Source organism: Roseibium sp. FZY0029 (genome assembly GCF_036350355.1).
In the GTDB taxonomy this organism is placed as follows: domain Bacteria; phylum Pseudomonadota; class Alphaproteobacteria; order Rhizobiales; family Stappiaceae; genus Roseibium.
On sequence record NZ_JAZDVZ010000003.1, the window covers coordinates 292981 to 311055 of the forward strand.

The 18075-nt window shown below is 58.5% G+C and carries 15 protein-coding genes; 10 read left to right on the plus strand and 5 right to left on the minus strand.

From position 1 onward, the window contains the following. Positions 1-94: 94 nt before the first annotated feature. Positions 95-703: a TetR/AcrR family transcriptional regulator gene (locus V1T76_RS09725; protein WP_330560472.1), complete on the minus strand. Its 609-nt coding sequence runs from the start codon at positions 701-703 to the stop codon at positions 95-97. Between the two features lie 103 nt (positions 704-806). Continuing rightward, complete coding sequence (locus V1T76_RS09730) at positions 807-2006, minus strand: ABC transporter substrate-binding protein (RefSeq protein WP_330560473.1); 1200 nt, start codon at positions 2004-2006, stop codon at positions 807-809. 293 nt (positions 2007-2299) lie between these two features. On the opposite strand from V1T76_RS09730, the gene V1T76_RS09735 reads away from it, so the two are divergent. The 3 genes from V1T76_RS09735 (at position 2300) to V1T76_RS09745 (ending at position 5520) form a co-directional block, all read left to right on the plus strand. After that, positions 2300-3478 (plus strand): SH3 domain-containing protein, encoded by a 1179-nt coding sequence (locus V1T76_RS09735; RefSeq protein WP_330560474.1) that lies wholly within the window; start codon positions 2300-2302, stop codon positions 3476-3478. A 226-nt stretch (positions 3479-3704) separates the two neighbouring features. Beyond that, complete coding sequence (locus tag V1T76_RS09740; RefSeq protein ID WP_330560475.1) at positions 3705-4181, plus strand: hypothetical protein; 477 nt, start codon at positions 3705-3707, stop codon at positions 4179-4181. A 142-nt stretch (positions 4182-4323) separates the two neighbouring features. Further along, positions 4324-5520: a lytic murein transglycosylase gene (locus V1T76_RS09745; RefSeq protein WP_330560476.1), complete on the plus strand. Its 1197-nt coding sequence runs from the start codon at positions 4324-4326 to the stop codon at positions 5518-5520. A 117-nt stretch (positions 5521-5637) separates the two neighbouring features. Here the strand turns inward: V1T76_RS09745 and V1T76_RS09750 are convergent, their stop codons facing one another. Then, on the minus strand, positions 5638-7239 hold the full coding sequence (locus V1T76_RS09750) for an arylsulfatase (protein ID WP_330560477.1): 1602 nt from the start codon (positions 7237-7239) through the stop codon (positions 5638-5640). Between the two features lie 222 nt (positions 7240-7461). Further along, positions 7462-8010, minus strand: coding sequence for a cupin domain-containing protein (locus tag V1T76_RS09755; protein ID WP_330560478.1), 549 nt, complete (start codon positions 8008-8010; stop codon positions 7462-7464). 335 nt (positions 8011-8345) lie between these two features. Between V1T76_RS09755 and V1T76_RS09760 the strand changes: the two genes are divergently transcribed. Further along, positions 8346-10373, plus strand: a complete 2028-nt coding sequence (locus V1T76_RS09760; protein ID WP_330560479.1) for a methyl-accepting chemotaxis protein — start codon at positions 8346-8348, stop codon at positions 10371-10373. A 21-nt stretch (positions 10374-10394) separates the two neighbouring features. Here the strand turns inward: V1T76_RS09760 and V1T76_RS09765 are convergent, their stop codons facing one another. After that, the gene (locus V1T76_RS09765) at positions 10395-11099 is read right to left on the minus strand and encodes a metal-dependent hydrolase (RefSeq protein ID WP_330560480.1); all 705 of its coding nucleotides are present in this window, start codon (positions 11097-11099) and stop codon (positions 10395-10397) included. Between the two features lie 236 nt (positions 11100-11335). Here V1T76_RS09765 and V1T76_RS09770 point away from each other — a divergent pair, with 236 nt between their 5' ends. The 6 genes from V1T76_RS09770 (at position 11336) to V1T76_RS09795 (ending at position 18019) form a co-directional block, all read left to right on the plus strand. Further along, positions 11336-13120 carry an autotransporter domain-containing protein gene (locus tag V1T76_RS09770; protein ID WP_330560481.1) on the plus strand — a complete coding sequence of 595 codons (1785 nt, stop codon included), beginning with the start codon at positions 11336-11338 and terminating at the stop codon, positions 13118-13120. Between the two features lie 47 nt (positions 13121-13167). Beyond that, on the plus strand, positions 13168-13656 hold the full coding sequence (ruvX, locus tag V1T76_RS09775) for a Holliday junction resolvase RuvX (RefSeq protein WP_330560482.1): 489 nt from the start codon (positions 13168-13170) through the stop codon (positions 13654-13656). Positions 13657-13717: 61 nt separating this feature from the next. Next, on the plus strand, positions 13718-14644 hold the full coding sequence (locus tag V1T76_RS09780; RefSeq protein WP_330560483.1) for an AEC family transporter: 927 nt from the start codon (positions 13718-13720) through the stop codon (positions 14642-14644). Between the two features lie 227 nt (positions 14645-14871). Continuing rightward, positions 14872-15828, plus strand: a complete 957-nt coding sequence (locus V1T76_RS09785; protein ID WP_442970103.1) for an aspartate carbamoyltransferase catalytic subunit — start codon at positions 14872-14874, stop codon at positions 15826-15828. 17 nt (positions 15829-15845) lie between these two features. Beyond that, the gene (locus V1T76_RS09790; protein ID WP_330560484.1) at positions 15846-17147 is read left to right on the plus strand and encodes a dihydroorotase; all 1302 of its coding nucleotides are present in this window, start codon (positions 15846-15848) and stop codon (positions 17145-17147) included. A 92-nt stretch (positions 17148-17239) separates the two neighbouring features. Then, positions 17240-18019, plus strand: coding sequence for a DUF3108 domain-containing protein (locus V1T76_RS09795; protein WP_330560485.1), 780 nt, complete (start codon positions 17240-17242; stop codon positions 18017-18019). Positions 18020-18075 lie beyond the last annotated feature (56 nt).

The following is an 18075-nucleotide window of genomic DNA, read 5'->3' on the forward strand; positions in this document are numbered from 1 at the left end:
TTCCCTTCTGACGTTTATCTGCTTCACTATTTCTGGACCCTTCAGTCCAATATTGTGCACACAGGTTTTGGATTTTCGTGATCAGGACGGCCCCTTACGCTGTTGAAGACATCAGGACTGTCCTTGCCTGCTTCAGGGTTCTGGCAATGCGGTCTGCAGGAACACCTGCCTTGCGCAGCGCCAGGGTGCCGATAGCAAGCGATGAATAGGCGCTCGCCCTGTCCCGGACAGCATCCGGATTGGCAGGGTCGATCGCCGCGGCGAAAAGAGTTTCGATATTTTCCAGATGACGACGTCCGATTTCCGCGACCTTGTCATCGTGTGGTGCGAGCTCGGTAATGCAGTTGACCAGGAGACAGCCTCTCGGGCCGCCTTTCGGGTCGGACAATGCCTGCATCATGGCGTCCACCGGATCGTCTTCAGCGGTTTCGGCAACTTCCTTCAGACCGCGAATTCCGTTTTCGGAATAGTGCTCGAGCGCCCGCAGAAACAGTGTCTGCTTGCAGCCGAACGTAGCGTAAAAACTGGATCGGCTGAGCCCCATAGCCTTGGTGAGATCGTCAAGTGAGGTCGCTTCAAAGCCCTTCTGCCAGAATACATGCATGGCAGACTCCAGCGCCGCGGCTTCATCGAAGCTGCGCGGGCGCCCTGGACCTGCCGTGCGTTTTTCCAGGCTGGGGATATGGACCGCATTGTCGCTCATGCTTTTGATATGGACCATACAGTCCAGAATGCAAGAGGAACTCGATTGATTTCTGGACTGATCGTTTCAGATCATCCGGACAGGTGCTGCGCGCTGGCTCATGCTACATTCGGCACGAGCCGGCATAGGCGTCGCCGACGTCGTCAAAAACCCGGGCAACTGCTTCCATCTCATAGAGCTTGCTGGTGCGACGAACACCTTCCACAAGGTAAAAGTCTTGAATGGGGAATTGGTTCGAATTGAAACGAAAATCTCCCCGGACGCTTTCAAACGGCGCGGCGCTGATGGCCGAGATCATTGCTTCCTGATCCTTTATGCCGCCAGTCAGCTCCAGAGCGAAATGGATGAGCTTGGCGGCGTCATACCCCTGGGCGGCATAAACGGACGGCTCGTAATTATACGCCCGGCTGAATTCCCGCACGAACCTCTTGTTGGAGGGATTATCGAGGTTCGGCGCCCAGTGAGAAGCGCTGTAAAGCCCTTCGGCCATCTCCGCGGTATAGGGAAGCGTGATGGCATTCACAGTCTCGGACGACAGGAAGGGAACAATCCCCTTCAGTCCGGAGGTATGAAACTGCTTCACCAGTTCCACGCCCATTCCGCCCGGCATGTAGGCATAAATCGCATCTGGCTCAATTTCCTCGATCTGCTTGAATTCGGACGAGAAATCGGTCTGCCCGAGTTTGGGAAACAGTTCCCGGGCAATCTGCCCCTTGAAATGGCGGCGGAAAGCGGCCACCGCATCGTGGGCGGCTTCATAGTCGGGGGCAATGGTGACGACGTTCTGATATCCCTTCAGACTTGCATACCGTCCCATTGTCTCGTGGACCTGGTCATCCTGCGAAGCCGTGGAGAAGAAGTAGCGGCTGCAACTGCGCCCGGCGATCGGCGCGGGGCCCGAATGGGTGCCGATGAAAAGGGTCTTCGAGCGCACGATAGGATCGTGCACGGCAAGCATGACCTTGGAAAAATTCACACCGACTATAAGATCGACGCCGTTTTCCTCAATCAGTTTTGTCGCCTGCTTGACCGCGTACACCGGGTCCAGCTTGTCGTCGACGACGATCACATTGGTTGGCAAACCACCCAGGGCACCGTTTGATTGTTCGACGGCCAGCATGAAACCGTCACGCATCTGTTCGCCGTAAATCGCGGCCGGGCCGGACAGGGTCGCCAGCATTCCGACCTTAAGTTCCTCCACGTCCTGTGCGGAAACCACCTGGCAGCTCATTGCCAATCCCGTTGCCATTCCTGCTGCAACTCCGGCCGTGCGGGAGATGAAATGAGAGATCCAGCGCGTCATGATGATTGCCCGTTGTTTCTGGCTTCGCCAATGTCCTGACCGGGTAACCGGCCTTCGGCCCCTGCCCAATGGCAGCCTGTTTGCACCAAGTCTGGCATAGACTGGTTAGGCTTTTGCAAACGACGCGGCCAAACAGCAGCGCAAGACCACAGCCCTGTCACATTTCATGCAAATTTCCCCAGTACCGCCGCAATCCGGCCCGCGTGACGACGCAATGCCGAAGATTAATGTTCCGGTACCCAACTATGGCAACCGCTCCGAGCGTGCCCGAACCGCAAAATCAGGAGGGCCACATGTATTCCGTAACCGCGCCTGCCACCGCTTGCGACTTCCCAGAAGGCCACGATCCGGACAATGCACCTCAAAAGAACGAGCTGAAGCTCGTCGTTCCGAATGACCCGCTCACAAGTGATGACACTGCCGACATCGCGCCCGACAGTCATGCAACGGTGGAAGACACCGATCTTGACGGAACAACACTTGCCGCCAAGATCCTGCAAATGCACGCAACATCCGCTGACCTGAAGACGACGGCGTCCCGCCGCCCCACCCTTTCGGGTGCACAGGAGGAAACCGGCTTCGACATGCCGGGTGTGTTGCGTACCCCGCTGCGGGGAACACGGACAGCCGGCCTTCAGCCCGAACCGGTCCCCGCTCCCGCCAAGATGGCGAAGGCAGCAGACAGCTTCCGGCAGGGGCCGAGTTTCGGAACGCTTCTGCTCAGCACCTTGCTGATAGTCGGCATCGGCTCCGGCGCGGTGTTCTTCAGCCTCAGCGGTCTTCTGGCCGGAAAAACCTCGGACAGCCGCACGGTTCAAACCGAGCAGATAAACGCCGCCACGACGATCGAGAGCCTCATCGCGGGTGCAGAGACTGAATTTGAAGGCCGGACCGACCTGACCGCAGCACCGACAGCAAGCGCAGAACAGGTCAAACTGGCCAAGGACCGTATCCGCCAGGTGTTTGCATCGAGATCGACTGCATCACCTGCACCGGAAGATCACTCCAACCCGCTGGGACATGACGCGACCAACGCTGCCGATCCCAAAATCCAGGCAAGACTTGTTCCGCCTCAACCTGTTCCCGTCAAAATCGCCCCCCCGGTGACGCCAGCCGGCAGTGCTCTTGTTTCGGGTGCGGTTGCAGCGCCTTCGGAGGCTGGCTCAAGTCCGGTTTCGGACACACAGGTTCCGGACGTTGACGCGAGCGCCGCAAAAGCTCCAGCCCCTACCGCCGCCCCTGCGGCCACGGATGCCAATACGTCCGATGAGGCCTTTCCGCTCGCCGGCAAGATAAGGTCCTCCGTCAATCTGCGGGAAGCGCAGAACAAGGACGCAGCGGTTCTGGCCGTCATCCCGGCGGGCACCGAAGTCCGTTACAGTGCGTGCGGCAACTGGTGGTGCGGCGTCCAATTCGACGGCAAGACCGGCTATGTGGGCGAAAGCTTCCTGGAAGCCTTGACGAAGCCGTAACTAAAACCTGCACTTGCAAGGTAGAGGCTTGTTAAGCGTCGAAGTGTAACATCCCGTCGATCTGGAAATACGGCCTGCCGCAAGCAGGTGCGCCCCGGTCGACGGGGAGCCTCTGTGCTCCTGTCGATCGCTCTTTAAAGGTTGGAGCATTCTTGCGCCTGGTTCTGGCTCGCGGAATGTTCCGGTTTCGTGGTGCCTGCGAGGCACTGCCGACAGGAGACGGACCATGGCGAACCATGCAGCCCTGAGCCTCAGCACTTCCCTTCTCATTTTCGTCGGGGCTGCGATGTCGTCAGCTCAAGCAGATGGAGCCGATTGCACGATCTATGCGACCGACTACGCCAACGCTCACATGGGCAGCGGCGACGTAGTCGGCGATGCGGTATCAGGCGGCATGGCCGGTGCGGTTGCAGGCGGCGAATGGCGCGGGCCATCGGGTGCCTATCGCGGTGCGCGCGCCGGCGCGGCGCTTGGTGTTCTGGACAATATGGGCTCAATTCCGGGAGGCTGGCAGGCGCTTTACGACATGGCTTACCAGATGTGCCAGCAGCAGACCTCGGGTGTGAATGCTCCCTATTATCAATCACCGTCGATTGGAACGTCCTCATCCGACTGCCGTTCGTCGGCCAGCGTCAACGCACCGCTGAAAAGAAACCCGAATGGCGGCATCATGGTCGGCTCGGATTTCGGCAACTGCCGCTAAGCCAGAAGTTTTCCGACAAAGACCTCGTGGAAGAGCCTTCCCCGCACCGTGACAACGGGTTGACCTTGCGGGCGAAGCACAGTCAACTATGGCCGATTTTTCAGGCTCCGGCCTGCTTTTGCGCCCAACAACAGGATTTTTCATGACAAGCCGCCTTCGCTTCACACCGAAAATCGCAGCGACCGCCCTCGCCGGTTTCTGGCTCGCCACCGCGCCCGCTCAGGCGCAGCAGTGCGGCGGCGACTTCCGGCAGTTTCTGGCCGGCGTAAAGCAGGAAGCACTTGCCAAAGGCCTGTCTGCAAATGCGGCGGACCAGACCCTGGCCGGCGCACAGATTGACCGCAAGGTGCTCTCGAGGGACCGCGCCCAGGGCGTTTTCAAGATGACCTTCCTGGATTTTTCCAAGCGGGTGATTTCCGGCTACCGGATGAAGAACGGTGCTGCGAACATGAAAAAATACGCCAGCGTGTTCCAGCGCACGGAATCCGAATACGGCGTCCCGGCACCTGTCATTACTGCCTTCTGGGCGCTGGAGACGGATTTCGGTGCGGTGCAGGGCGATTTCAACACCGTGAACGCATTGGCGACCCTTGCCCATGACTGCCGCCGGCCGGAGCTTTTCCGTCCGCAACTGATTGCAGCCATCGAGATGGTTCAGCATGGCGACCTTGACCCCAGAACCACCACCGGCGCCTGGGCGGGCGAGATCGGCATGGTGCAGATGCTGCCGGAAGACATCATCAAGTTCGGCCGCGATGGCGACGGCGACGGCCATGTGAAGCTGAAAGAAAGTGCCGCTGACGCAATCCTGACGGCAGGGGCCTTCATCCAGCATCTGGGCTGGCGCCGCGGCGAGCCGTGGCTGCAGGAAGTCAAGGTTCCGCAGAACCTCAACTGGGCCGAAAGCGGCCTCGACAAGACCAAGACCGGCGCCCAATGGGCAGCCCTCGGCGTCCAGCCGCGCTGGGGCCAGATCGCCGGCAACCTGCCAGCCTCCCTGTTGCTGCCTCAGGGCCGCAAGGGACCGGCTTTCCTGGCCTATCCGAATTACAACATCTATCTGGAATGGAACCAGTCGTTCGTCTACACGACAACCGCCGCCTATTTCGCGACCCGGCTGGCCGGAGCACCCGTCTACACTCCGGGTAACCCGGATCCCGGCCTGGACGACGCCCAGATGAAGCAGCTCCAGTCCAAGCTGTCGAGCATGGGATATGATGTCGGCAAGATCGACGGCATTCTCGGCTCAGGGACCCGCAACGCCGTGCAGCAGGTGCAGCAGAAACTTGGCATGCCGGCCGATGCCTGGCCGACGCCTGAACTGCTGAACCGTCTTTAAGGTCTTTAGTCTGGAGATCGCGAACGCAGAGGTTTCCAGACGCCCGTTCGGAAGATGCACACAAAGAAGCCCGAGACCTCACTGAGGTCCCGGGCTTTTTTCGACCTTGAATCAACCTCAGTTGCTGCCGCTCATACCGGCTTTCAGTTTTTCCTCGATCGCCGACAGATTGAAGGATCCTGGGGTCTGGCTCGGAGGATACTCCTGCATCGTCTGCAGGAATTGAGCCGCCAACCCCTGGATCGGCACGATCACAAAAGCCCGGTCGAGCAACCAGTCGAAATAGATGTTGGCATTGTGCTGCGCCTTCTCGAACGGGTCCCGGCGCAGGTTGAAGATCGCCGGAACACGAAGTTCGGTGAACGGTTCCTGCCAGACACCAAACGCCTGACCGCGGTTTTCCAGGAACACGACTTTCCAGTCGTCATACCGGGCTGCCACCACCTGACCATCGTCGTTGACGTACCAGAACTCATGGCGCGGCGACGCGTCACTCTCGCCCTTGAGATAGGCGTTCAGGTCGTAACCGTCGATGTAGTTTCGGTAAGTCCGTCCACCCAGCTCAACGCCATCGAGAAGCTGTTCCTTGATGTTCGGAGCACCGGCAATGGCGGCAAAGGTCGGCAGCCAGTCTTCGTGGGCAACGATGCCATTCAAGGTCACGTCTTCCTGGAAGACACCCGGCCAGCGAACGAAGGTCGGCACACGGTAGGCGCCTTCCCAGTTGGAGTTCTTCTCGCTTCGGAAGGGCGTTGTGCCAGCATCCGGCCAGGTGTTGAAATGCGGACCGTTGTCGGTCGAATACATCACCACCGTGTTGTCGGCGATGCCCAGTTCGTCCAGAAGGTCCAACAGCTCGCCGACATGCATGTCATGTTCGACCATGCCGTCATGGTAGGTATCTCCGCTCGGACCGGCAATTCCCGTGTGTTCTGCTTTCACATGTGTGCGGAAATGCATGCGGGTCCCGTTCCACCAGACAAAGAAGGGAACGCCCTCCTCCACCGCTTCGCGGATGAACCGCTTGGCTTCCGCCAGCGTCTCGTCGTCGACGGTTTCCATGCGTTTCTTTGTAAGAGGGCCCGTGTCCTCGATCCTCTGGGTACCATCGGCATTGGCCCAGGTATGCAGGACGCCACGCGGACCGAATTGCTCGCGGAAGGTTTTGCCGTTTGCAAGGACCATGTCGCCTGGATAATCGCGGTTTTCCGGCTCTTCCTCCGCATTCAGGTGATAGAGATTGCCGAAAAACTCATCGAAGCCGTGATTGGTGGGCAGATGCTCGTCCAGGTCTCCCTGGTGGTTCTTGCCGAACTGGCCAGTCTTGTAGCCCTGCGCCTTCAGGATGGTTGCCATGGTGACGTCAGTTTCCTGCCAGCCCTGCTCGGCCCCCGGCAGCCCTACTTTTGTCATGCCAGTACGCACCGGAACATTGCCGCCGATGAACGCGGCACGTCCAGCCGTACAGCTTTGCTGGGCGTAATAGTCGGTAAAGGCGATGCCTTCCTGCGCAATCCGGTCGATGTTAGGCGTTCGGTAACCCATCATGCCACGATTGTTGTGGCTGATGTTCCAGGTGCCGATATCATCTCCCCAAATGGCGAGAATATTCGGCTTCTGTGCTTCCTGTGCCTGACTTGTCTGGAGTGTTACGGCAAAAGCTGCCGCAAGACCGAGAACCACCGCGCTCCAACGCGGCAAAATGCGAAATTGGCTCATGAAAACTCCCACCCGAATGGTTGTTTTGACTGCGCCTTAAAATTGCAAGCATGGTCCTGCAGCTTTCAGCACGCAGCCTAACATTACCTTAGGTCAGTTTTCAGGCATGACAAGGATTATTCAATAATTTACAAAAACTTCGGTTCCCCGAATGCGTTAACAGTTAACGCGGGGGTGTTCAATCAAAGGATGTGCAGAAAGAAAAGCGCGGGTTTCCCGCACTCATTCCACCTTGTTCTTGTTTGCTCCGGGATTGTCCTCAGCAACAGTGGCCACACCGTCATCCCCTAGCAGAAAGACAGCCAATATCCTGGCCGGCCCTTCTCCGGTGTTTTCCCCCTGATGGGTAACGTCCATTGCCTCCAGCAATCCCTCACCCGCTCGGTAGACCTTTTTGCCGAATTCCTCGTAGGTGACGGTGATCTCGCCCTCAAGAATATAGGCAAACAGCGGTGCATGGTGCTGATGCCACTGGCTCACTTCGCCTGGCTCCATCGTGATTTCGATGGCCTTTACAGAGGGGTTCGACTGCGGAAAGGCAACCTTTTCTCCCGCTACAGTCTCATCCCCGGAAAAAACGTCGCGAACCGTGGCGTAGGGCGTCTTGGCAGCAGCTTCTTCTTCCTGTGCGGCCTTGGATCCCGGCTTGGCGTGCGGCTTGGAGGGTGCAGGTTTGCCATCAGGGGTAATCGACTTGTCTGCAGACAAGGCTGGCGTCGCGCAAAGAGCGCCGCTCAGTACCGCGATGAAAGCAAAGCTGGAAAGCTTCATGATAAGTCCCCGGTTTTTCATTTGCTTGAGTGGCTTGGCCGAAAGGGCGTCTGGCTAGCATCAAAATGTGCTTGCATTGTGCCTGACCTTTCAAGGCGCAACAACATTCTCACAATGACTCGAGAGACTTATCACACATCAATCCGCACTCGGCTTCTGCGTTCGCCCGAAGCAAGGAAAACAGAATTTAATTTGAAATACTAGAATGTTGCAAATTTATTAAATGTATATAGCTAAAAGTTTCAATGTCTATTTCCTCTATATTCAGGATAAATACTTATTTAATTCCAATAAAATACTATCTCCGAATGCACTTCGGACATGTCGGGGCTCTCATGAGATTTGGTATTTCACGCAAGCTGGCGTTGATATTCGGCGCTTTGGTTTTGATTTCCCTGTCCATGGGGTTCTTCTCCTACACCCTCATGAAAAGCGTCGCAAAGGAAGGTGAGCACCTTGGAGCGGAACTCGCGCCCCTTGGGGATGCCGCGATGGAGATAAAACTCACCGCGACGCATGCGCATTTGCTGTTTGAGGAAATCATGTCGGGCGATGATGGCGAGAGCATCGACGAAGTCTGGGGCCTGCTGGAAGAGACGCGGTTTTATGCCATCGCCATCCTCAATGGCGGAACCAACGAAGAAGGCGCCTTTTACCCGTCCCGCTCTCCAGAAGTCCGCAGCAAAATCGAAGACGTTCTCGTCGCGGTCGATGAATTTATCGCCGCCGCAAAAGGCAGATACGCTTCTCTGGCAGGTGATCAGGGTGTCGGCAGTTCAGCCGACGAGCAATTCGACGCACTTTATGACGATCTGGAACGAAAAATCGCAACCATCGCAGTTCCCCTTGCAGACGACGCCCAGGCGCAAGCTCTGGCCGGGGAAGCACGGTACAGTCTCGCCCACGGTCATTTGCTGGTCGCGGAAATTCTGGGTGGTGACGATGGCGAGGACTTCTCCGAAGCCATTGGAAGTTTCGAGAATGCCCGAAAGGCGCTCGAAGCCCACCCTGCGCTTCAGAAGAACAACGAGGTTCTTTCGCAAATCGGTGAGCTCATCAACCTTGCAAACCTCCGGCACCAGACCACGCTTTCGACAGAGAAGGCTGGCTCTGGAGCAGATGTTGCCTTCGATGAAACCTTCGACCATTTCATAGCTCTGGCAGATGACGCCGAAACGCTGATTCATGAGGAGATGGACGAGGGTTTGTCCTCTCTGCGATCGACGGCCCAAACCTCCAATGCTCTGCAGATCGGAGGCACGCTGTTGCTCTCCCTGTTTGCGGTGGCCTCCTGGTTTTACTTCAGCCGCACAATCGGCCACCGTGCCCGACAGCTTTCTGAAAACGCCAATCTGCTGGCGTCCGGCCAATTGGATATCGATCCTCCCACCTGGAAAGCAGCGGATGAACTCGGCCAACTGCGCGACACGCTGAACATCTTCCAGAACTCGCTGATCGAGCAGCGGCAGCTGGCGGAAGAAGTGGACCGGCAACGCGAGGTTCAGGCCTCGGAACGCAAGAAACTGATGCACAGACTTGCCGAAGATTTTCGCGAAAGCACAGAAGCGGTTCTCGCCGCCCTCGACAATGCGACGGAAGGTCTACAGGTTGCCGTGGACCTGTCCACCAAGACCGTAGACGAATCCGGTTCCATCGTGCAATCGACCACGCACGCTGCCGACAATGCTTCTGGCAAGGTGGATACGGTTGCCGCAGCTGCCGATGAACTGACGGCTTCCATCGCGGATATCAGCCGTCAGGTCGAAGCGACTGCATCCGTGGTGGCGTCTGCGACGGGCCAGGCCTCCGTGACCAACAGGAAGATTTCCAACCTGGCCGCCGCAGCCGACAAGATCGGCGAAGTCGTGGTTCTCATCCAGGCGATTGCGGAACAGACAAACCTGCTCGCGCTCAATGCGACCATTGAGGCTGCCCGGGCCGGTGAAGCCGGCAAGGGCTTTGCAGTGGTCGCGGCCGAGGTCAAGGAACTGGCCACACAGACATCGAAGGCGACCGAAGAGATTGGCGGACAGATCGCCGCCATTCAGTCGGAAACCAGAGCGGCCGTGCTTGCGATCGAGCAAATTTCAACGACCATGACCGACGTCGACACCCACACGACCACAATGTCCGCCGCAGTGGCGCAGCAAGGTGCGGCAACAACAGAGATTGCCGCAAACGCTCAGGAAACGTCTTCAGAAACGAACATCGTGTCCCGGAACATGATGCAGATGCAGGAAGCCATTAAGGCCCTGGTCAATTCTTCGAGGCAGTTGCGTGGGTCTTCCGCTTCCGTTCAGGATCAGTCGGCAAATTTACGGCAATCGCTGGATGATTTCCTCACCCGTTTGGACGCCGCCTGAAGAAAGCCGAAAGGTGCTGGCCTATAGCTCCAACGTTTCGCCCGGCTTGGGAGACGCTACCCTGTCTTTCGCCTCCCCCATCTCCTTCAGGAAGGTGTCTGCCGTCTGATCGATGATTGGAAACGAACCGTAATGGCAGGGCACAATGGTGTCGAAGTCGAAGAAACGGCGGCAGGCGAGCGCAGCCGACTTGCCTCCCATCGTGAACCTGTCGCCGATGGGAACAAGTCCGATCTTCGGCTGATAGATCTCGTTGATCAGAGCCATGTCGGAGAATATGTCCGTGTCTCCGAGATGATAAAGGACCTTTTCACCGGGAGCCTCGACGATAACGCCATGAGGATTGCCGAGATAAATGGCCTCTTCGCCGCCCTGGAAGGATGACGAGTGATCGGCCCGTGTCAGTGCGACACTGAACGGACCGACGTTCACCTTGCCGCCGGAATTCATCGGACTGATGTTCTCGATCCCCTGCCGGTTTGCCCACATGCAGATCTCGAAGTTCGAGGTCAACTGAGCCCCGGTCTTTTTCAGGATATCGACCGCATCGCCAATGTGATCGTTGTGACCATGAGTCAGGATGAGATGCGTCACACCTTCCGCGACCTGATCGACTGACAGATTCTCCGGGAACGACGGATTTCCGGTGAAAAACGGATCAAAGAGGATGGACGCGCCGTCAATCTCGATCTTGAAGGCGGAATGGCCATACCAGGTCAGTTTCATTGAGGTCTCCTAGTTGCAGGTCAGGTTGGGATGGACCCTATCAGGGTCGGACAGCTCCCAACAAGTCGGTTGCGCTCACGATGGCTTGCACCAGGATGCATGAAGATCGCGACTTTTACCTAGGCAACTGTGCAATTCAGGCAACGCATCTTTTATTTCAACAACCAGAGCTGGATCATGCTCCGTCTTCGCTCCAGAATTACCCTGGAGTTTCCGGGCGTCTTGGAGCATTGCAGATGCGCAAGCATACGAAACGTGTATGGCTGAAGGTCGCTTTCCCGGCTCTCCTGCTGCTGAGCAGTCTTCCGGCGCCTGCAGTTGCCGCCAATTGCAAGAATGATGGCGGTCTGCTTTTTCTGGGCACGAACAAATCCGACAGCCGCTCGATCTGGATTTCCGGAACCGTTGCCGGGGATTACAGACTGGACGCCGCCCAGGGCAATCAAACGGTCGACACCTGGTCCCGCGCCAGCAAAGGGCTACATCTATCCACTTCTCCAGTCGTTTCGAGCGGAAACGGCGGCACGCACAAGCTTTACAGCGTCGACGGCGGATCCGACTGCCTGATCGACACGCAGAATCAGAAACGCGATTTTCAGCTTCCGAACAACATCAAGCCGCCAAGCCTTATAACCCCACCCATCGGCAGGCTGTTTCCGAATTTCGGGCGGCCAGTCCCTCCAATCGCAACCCTTCCACCGAGTGGCGTGATGCCTGGTCTGCCGGGACCGGTCTCGCCACCAGCAGGTGGGGTCACACCGCCGATCGGAACCTTACCTTCGCCAGGCGTTACTCCTCCGATCGGAACGCGGCCACCCGGTGGGTTCTCCCCAGGGCGCCCAGGGACAATCGCACCCCCTATTGCGGTCGTGCCGCCGTCCGGCGTGTTGCCGGGTACTCCCGGGGGTGTGATCCCGCCCATCGGAACACTTCCCCCCTCAGGTGGCGGCACAGGTGCGCCAGGAACGGTCACGCCCCCAATCGGCACCTTGCCGCCAGGCAATCGCAACCCCGCTCAACCGAGCGTTCCAGCCGGGGTCGTGCCTGTGAGGCGGGCCGATGGTCAGGTGATCAGCTATTGCATCGATCCACGGTCAATCGAGGAGGCACAGGGACCGAGCGAACAGGCGTTCTGCACCAGGGAACAGCTTTGGGCCGCGGGGCGCTTGCAGGCGCAGAATGAAGTTCCAATCACGCCGGGTCGGGAGCTGATCGAACCGACACTCTGGAATGCCTGGAGCACGGTAACCGGGGTCTACAGTGACGACCGGCGTTTCGGCAGGGATTTTCAGACACTCAGCGGAACCGCGGCGTTGGGTGCTGACCGAAAACTCACCGAAAATATTACAGGAGGTATTTCGGTGACCTTTGAAACCATCGATACCAACGGTTTCAATTCCAACTTGAAAATAGACACGCAAGGCTTCGAGATCGGCCCTTATGTCGCCGTGCGCCTTTCGCAGCACTGGGCGGTCGATGGCTCGCTCAGCTATGGTTTTTCAACCAGCCAATCGGACATTTCGGTGCTGAGCGGAGACTACACTACGCATGAACTTGGTGCGACTTTCAGCGTTCACGGTCAATATGCCTTGAGCGATATCCAGGTGCGCCCCAAGGCGACGATGACCTTCAATCGCGTGTTTTCCGATGGCTACGATCTGAACGGGACGATCCTCAACCGGGCCGTCAGTGTTCCCATTTCCGGCAATGCCGCCTCTCTCGGCACAATCGAGCTTTCGACCGAGATCAGCCGGCAGTTCACCTTGCAGGATGGTCTTTTGATCCAGCCTTATGTGGAAGCCGGCGCTGTCTATGAATATCTGCGGCCGAACGACGGCAAGATCCTCGATGACGAATTGAACTTTGTCACTGCCTCTGCGTGGAGTTTCACCCTGCGCGGCGGTGCGACTGCCCTTCTTGCAGAGAACGTCACACTGGATGCCAAGGGAGGCTACCTCAGCCTTGGCCAGAACGGACTGGATGTCTGGGAAGCGCAACTGCGTGTCGCCATAGGGTTTTGAGCGAATTCGAACTGGCGTTTTTCATAGGTCACTGGTAAAGCCGCCGAATGGCAAATGACCCCGCACTTTCCCTGGAAGACTTCATGGCCGCTGTGCCTGCTCGCACACGCCTGATCGGTCTCGATCTCGGCACCAAGACCATCGGTCTGGCGCTCTCCGATCTCGGCCTTGGCATTGCCTCGCCGATGGAGACGATCCGCCGCAAGAAATTCACGCTCGACGCGGAACAGCTGCTGGCCATTTGTGCCAAACAGGGCGTTGGCGGCATCGTGCTCGGTCTGCCGCTCAACATGGACGGCAGCGAGGGGCCCCGCGCCCAGGCAACTCGCGCCTTCGTCCGCAATCTGTCGCAGAAAACAGATCTCCCGATTACCTACTGGGACGAGCGGCTGTCGACGGCAGCCGTCACGCGAACGCTGCTGGAAGCCGACACCAGCCGGGCGAAACGGGCGGATGTGGTCGACAAGATGGCCGCCGCCTACATTCTGCAGGGCTTTCTGGACCGACTCGGCTTTATGGGATTAGATAACGGCTAATCCCACCACTGCCGGATACGGGCCATTGCCTTCAGGCCCGTCGAACGCGAAAGCCTGATACATGCTCACCACGCTTGCCGCCCTGATGCCGGTCATCCTCGTGATTGCCTCCGGCTACCTGATTGCCCGAACCGGCCTCATTACCGGCGAGCAATGGCGCGGTGTCGAACGTCTTGCCTATTTCGTGCTGTTTCCCGCCGTGCTGTTTCGCACGATCTCGCAAGCCGATTTTGCGAGCTTTCCGACACTCAACATGGGTGGAGCTCTGCTCGGCTCCATCTTGTTTATGGCGCTGCTTCTGCTGCTTGCGCGAACGCCGCTGGAACGGGTCTGGGGCATTGCCGCACCGCGCTTTACATCCATCTTTCAGGGCACCTTGCGCTGGAATGCCATGATCGCGCTTGCGATCGCAGATAATGTCGTCGGCGAAACAGGCTTGGCCATGCTTGCGGTCGCGATGGTGTTCATGATCCCCGTTCTCAATGTGGCCTGCATCCTGGTGCTGTCCCATTACGCAAGCGGGACGACCCCAAGCGCTACGAAGATCCTGAAAGACCTGTTCACCAATCCTTTTATCCTGTCGATCGGTGCAGGCGGCCTCATGAATGCAAGTGGCCTTTCCCTGCCTTCGATGGTCAACGACACACTGGAAATTTTCTCCAGGGCCGCTCTTCCCATCGGTATTATTTGCGTCGGTGCCGGGCTCGACCTCAGCTCGCTGCGCAGACCCGGCCCGGCGCTTACCCTCGGCACGTTCTTGAGGCCCGTGTTCATGCCCCTGATTGCTTTTGCGTTTGCCAGTTTCCTGGGTGTCACCGGCCCGGCGCTGGTTGTCGTCGTGATTGCAAGCTCGGTACCCTGCGCGAGCAATTCTTACCTGCTGGCCCGTCAGATGGGCGGTGATGCCAAGTTGATGGCCGAAATCATCACGCTTCAGACCCTGGCCGCGACGCTGACAATCCCGCTGACGCTGCTTCTGGTCAGCTGACCGGATGTTTTGCGGCAATAGCCCGTGGGATATTCCCGGAAAAACAATCGTTTCCCTCCCACTTCTGCATCGTCGGGTTACGTCTTTCCGGACCCTCTGAGCTGCTGCTGCGCGCAGTCTAAAATTTTGTCCAACCGAACAAATATTTAGCGTGCGTGTGGACAGTGGGTATGATGTCTTTTCCTGGCTTGTCGAAGGGGGTTTTCCCCCTTATAGGGATGATCTCGATGACCGCGAGCAACACCCATCGAGACAGCCCTTTCCCCCATCGTCATTTGCTGGGCATAGAGGGCCTTCACCCCCACGAAATTCTGGGCCTTCTGGACCGGGCGGAAGAAGCCGTCGAGGTTTCCCGCCAGATCAGCAAACGACGGCTGGTCCTGCAGGGCAGAACCCAGATCAACCTCTTTTTCGAAAATTCCACCCGCACCCAAAGTTCGTTTGAGCTGGCCGGAAAACGGCTCGGGGCGGATGTGATGAACATGGCAGTGTCCCAGTCGTCGGTGAAAAAGGGCGAAACGCTGATCGATACGGCGGCAACGCTGAATGCGATGCATCCAGACCTCCTGGTGGTACGCCACCACGCGGCAGGTGCGGTGCACCTGCTGGCGCGCAAGGTTGGTTGTTCCGTGGTGAATGCCGGTGACGGCCCGCATGAGCACCCGACCCAGGCCCTGCTCGATGCGCTCACCATACGGCGCCACAAGGGCAAGATCGCGCGGCTGACCGTTGCGATCTGCGGCGACATCGCCCACTCCCGCGTGGCCCGGTCCAATATCATTCTTCTGAATGCCCTCGGCGCACGCGTCCGCGTTATCGCGCCTACCACGCTTCTGCCGTCCGGCATTGCCAAGATGGGTGTCGAGGTTTTCACCAGCATGAAGGAAGGTCTGGCGGGGGCGGACATCGTCATGATGCTTCGCCTGCAGCGCGAACGTATGAACGGTGCCTTCATACCCTCCGTTCGGGAGTATTACCGCTACTACGGGCTGGATGCGGAAAAGCTCGCCTATGCCAAGGACGATGCCCTTGTCATGCACCCGGGGCCCATGAACCGCGGTGTCGAGATCGACGCTTCAGTTGCCGATGGCGCGCAGAGCCTCATTCGCGAACAGGTGGAAATGGGGGTTGCCGTGCGCATGGCCGTGCTGGAAGCCCTTGCCGCCAATCTGCCGAACAACTGATCCAGGGGACAAGAAACGTGGCCTACGACACACCCAAACCTCTGGTTCTTTCCAACGCCAGAGTGATCGACCCGGCACGCGGTCTGGATGCACCCGGATCGGTCATCATTGCGGACGGCACCATCCTTGCTGCCGGCCCGGAAGCCGCCAACCAAGGCTCGCCCTACGGTGCTGAAATCATCGACTGCAAGGGGGCGATTGCCTGTCCCGGCCTGATCGACTTCTGCGTCTCTGTCGGGGAACCAGGCGCCGAGCACCGCGAAACGCTGGCCAGCGCGTCCCAGGCTGCCGCCAGCGGCGGCGTGACGACGATCTGCACCATGCCGGACACGGACCCGGTCATCGATGATCCCGCGCTGGTCGACTTCATCCTGCGCCGGGCGCGCGACACGGCCATCGTCAACGTGCTGCCTCTGGCCGCCCTCACCAAGGGTCTCAAAGGCGAGGAAATGTCCGAGATCGGCCTGTTGCAGGAAGCGGGCGCCGTCGCCTTCACCAACGGCCACAGATCGGTCAAGAACGCCCAGGTCATGCGCCGGATGATGACCTATGCCCGCGATTTCGACGCGCTGGTCATCCATCACACGGAAGATCCGGATCTCGCCGGCGGCGTCATGAACGCCGGCCTAAACGCAAGCTGGAAAGGCCTTTCCGGCGTGCCGCGCGAAGCGGAAATCATCATGCTGGAGCGGGACCTGCGCCTGGTGGCCATGTCCAAAGGCAAGTACCACGCAAACCTGATTTCCACTTCCGACAGCGCCGACGTTATCCGCACCGGCAAGGCGAAAGGGCTGGACATCACGGCCGGGGTGTCGATCAACCACCTCACCCACAATGAAAACGACATCGGCGCCTACCGGACCTTCTTCAAGATGGCCCCGCCCCTGCGCGACGAGGATGACCGGCAGGCGATGATTGCGGCGGTCGCCGACGGCACCATCGACATCATCTGCTCCAACCACGACCCGCAGGACGTGGAAACCAAGCGTCACCCCTGGGCGGAAGCGGAAGACGGTGCCATTGGCCTGGAAACCCTGCTGGCGGCCGCCTTGCGGCTGTACCATTCCGAACAGGTTGACCTGGTCACCCTGCTCGGTGCCATGACCTGCCGCCCGGCGGACCGTTTGGGGCTTGAGACCGGACGTCTTTCCAAAGGGGCTCCGGCGGATGTGACCGTGTTCGATCCGGAGCGTCCGTGGGTTCTGGAAAAGAGTGCCATCAAATCGCGCTCGAAGAATTCTCCCTTTGAAGATGCCCGTTTTTCCGGACGCGTACTTCGAACGGTTGTCGGCGGCAAGACGGTTTTCAACTACGCCTAGACAAGTCTTTGTTCGCGTTCGTTCAATGATCCCGTTCGCGCCACAATTCTCCATGAACTTGGCGCGAACGGAATTTCGAACGGAACACGCAGATGCGTCTGATTGCCCTCGTCTTTCTGATACCCGCGCTGTTTACCGGCAGCGCTTCGGCGTCAGATCTCTACTTGAAATACAAGCTCTATGCCCTGGGACTGCCCATCGGTTCCGGCGTCCTGTCGCTGGATGTCGACAGCAAGTCCTATTCCGTCAGCGCCAATGGCCAGACCGCTGCCTTTGGACGGCTGGTGTCGGATGGCAAAGGCTCCGTCGAAGTGGCCGGAACCGCCCGGGAACTCCATCTGGAGCCAGCCCGTTATGATCTCGACCTGAAAAGCGAAGACGAGACCGGAACCGTGTCCATGCGGATGCGCAAAGGGTCTGTCGACAATGTGTCGGTTCAGCCGCCTCAGGACCGGATGAAAGAACGGGTCAAGGTAACGGCAGCACATCTGAAGGACGTTCTTGATCCCCTGACTGCCGCCGTTCTGCCCGCGCCGCAGGGGCTTGCCAAGGAAAGCTGCAACAGAACCTTGCGGATCTTCGACGGCAAGGAACGCTATGACGTTCACTTGCGTTACAAATCCCGCAAGGCCACCAAAACGTCGGACGGGCGGTTCAAGGGCGACGTTCTAGTCTGCAGCGTCAGTTATGAGCCCATTTCAGGGCACAGGCCGAAGCGCAAGTCGATCCAGGAGCTCGCGGCCAACAAGTCCATGGAAGTCTGGCTCGCACCGGTTGGCGACAAGCCGTATCTGGTACCACTCAGGGCCAGTCTCTCTCTTCCGTTCGGGTCGCTACTGGTGGAGGCGGAAAAATACAAGCTGTCGGAATAGAACCCGCGCTATTTCCCTGCAAAGACACTCTTTTCACTGCTGGCGGGCTTGATCCG

What these genes read in the sequence shown, in the direction of transcription:
- V1T76_RS09780 (WP_330560483.1), top strand. Translation starts at nt 13,718, where the DNA reads ATGCTCACCACGCTTGCCGCCCTGATGCCGGTCATCCTCGTGATTGCC.
- V1T76_RS09795 (WP_330560485.1), top strand. Translation starts at nt 17,240, where the DNA reads ATGCGTCTGATTGCCCTCGTCTTTCTGATACCCGCGCTGTTTACCGGC.
- V1T76_RS09785 (WP_442970103.1), top strand. Translation starts at nt 14,872, where the DNA reads ATGACCGCGAGCAACACCCATCGAGACAGCCCTTTCCCCCATCGTCAT.
- V1T76_RS09735 (WP_330560474.1), top strand. Translation starts at nt 2,300, where the DNA reads ATGTATTCCGTAACCGCGCCTGCCACCGCTTGCGACTTCCCAGAAGGC.
- V1T76_RS09765 (WP_330560480.1), bottom strand. Translation starts at nt 11,099, where the DNA reads ATGAAACTGACCTGGTATGGCCATTCCGCCTTCAAGATCGAGATTGAC.
- V1T76_RS09755 (WP_330560478.1), bottom strand. Translation starts at nt 8,010, where the DNA reads ATGAAGCTTTCCAGCTTTGCTTTCATCGCGGTACTGAGCGGCGCTCTT.
- V1T76_RS09740 (WP_330560475.1), top strand. Translation starts at nt 3,705, where the DNA reads ATGGCGAACCATGCAGCCCTGAGCCTCAGCACTTCCCTTCTCATTTTC.
- V1T76_RS09745 (WP_330560476.1), top strand. Translation starts at nt 4,324, where the DNA reads ATGACAAGCCGCCTTCGCTTCACACCGAAAATCGCAGCGACCGCCCTC.
- V1T76_RS09730 (WP_330560473.1), bottom strand. Translation starts at nt 2,006, where the DNA reads ATGACGCGCTGGATCTCTCATTTCATCTCCCGCACGGCCGGAGTTGCA.
- V1T76_RS09760 (WP_330560479.1), top strand. Translation starts at nt 8,346, where the DNA reads ATGAGATTTGGTATTTCACGCAAGCTGGCGTTGATATTCGGCGCTTTG.
- ruvX (WP_330560482.1), top strand. Translation starts at nt 13,168, where the DNA reads ATGGCAAATGACCCCGCACTTTCCCTGGAAGACTTCATGGCCGCTGTG.
- V1T76_RS09725 (WP_330560472.1), bottom strand. Translation starts at nt 703, where the DNA reads ATGAGCGACAATGCGGTCCATATCCCCAGCCTGGAAAAACGCACGGCA.
- V1T76_RS09750 (WP_330560477.1), bottom strand. Translation starts at nt 7,239, where the DNA reads ATGAGCCAATTTCGCATTTTGCCGCGTTGGAGCGCGGTGGTTCTCGGT.
- V1T76_RS09770 (WP_330560481.1), top strand. Translation starts at nt 11,336, where the DNA reads ATGCGCAAGCATACGAAACGTGTATGGCTGAAGGTCGCTTTCCCGGCT.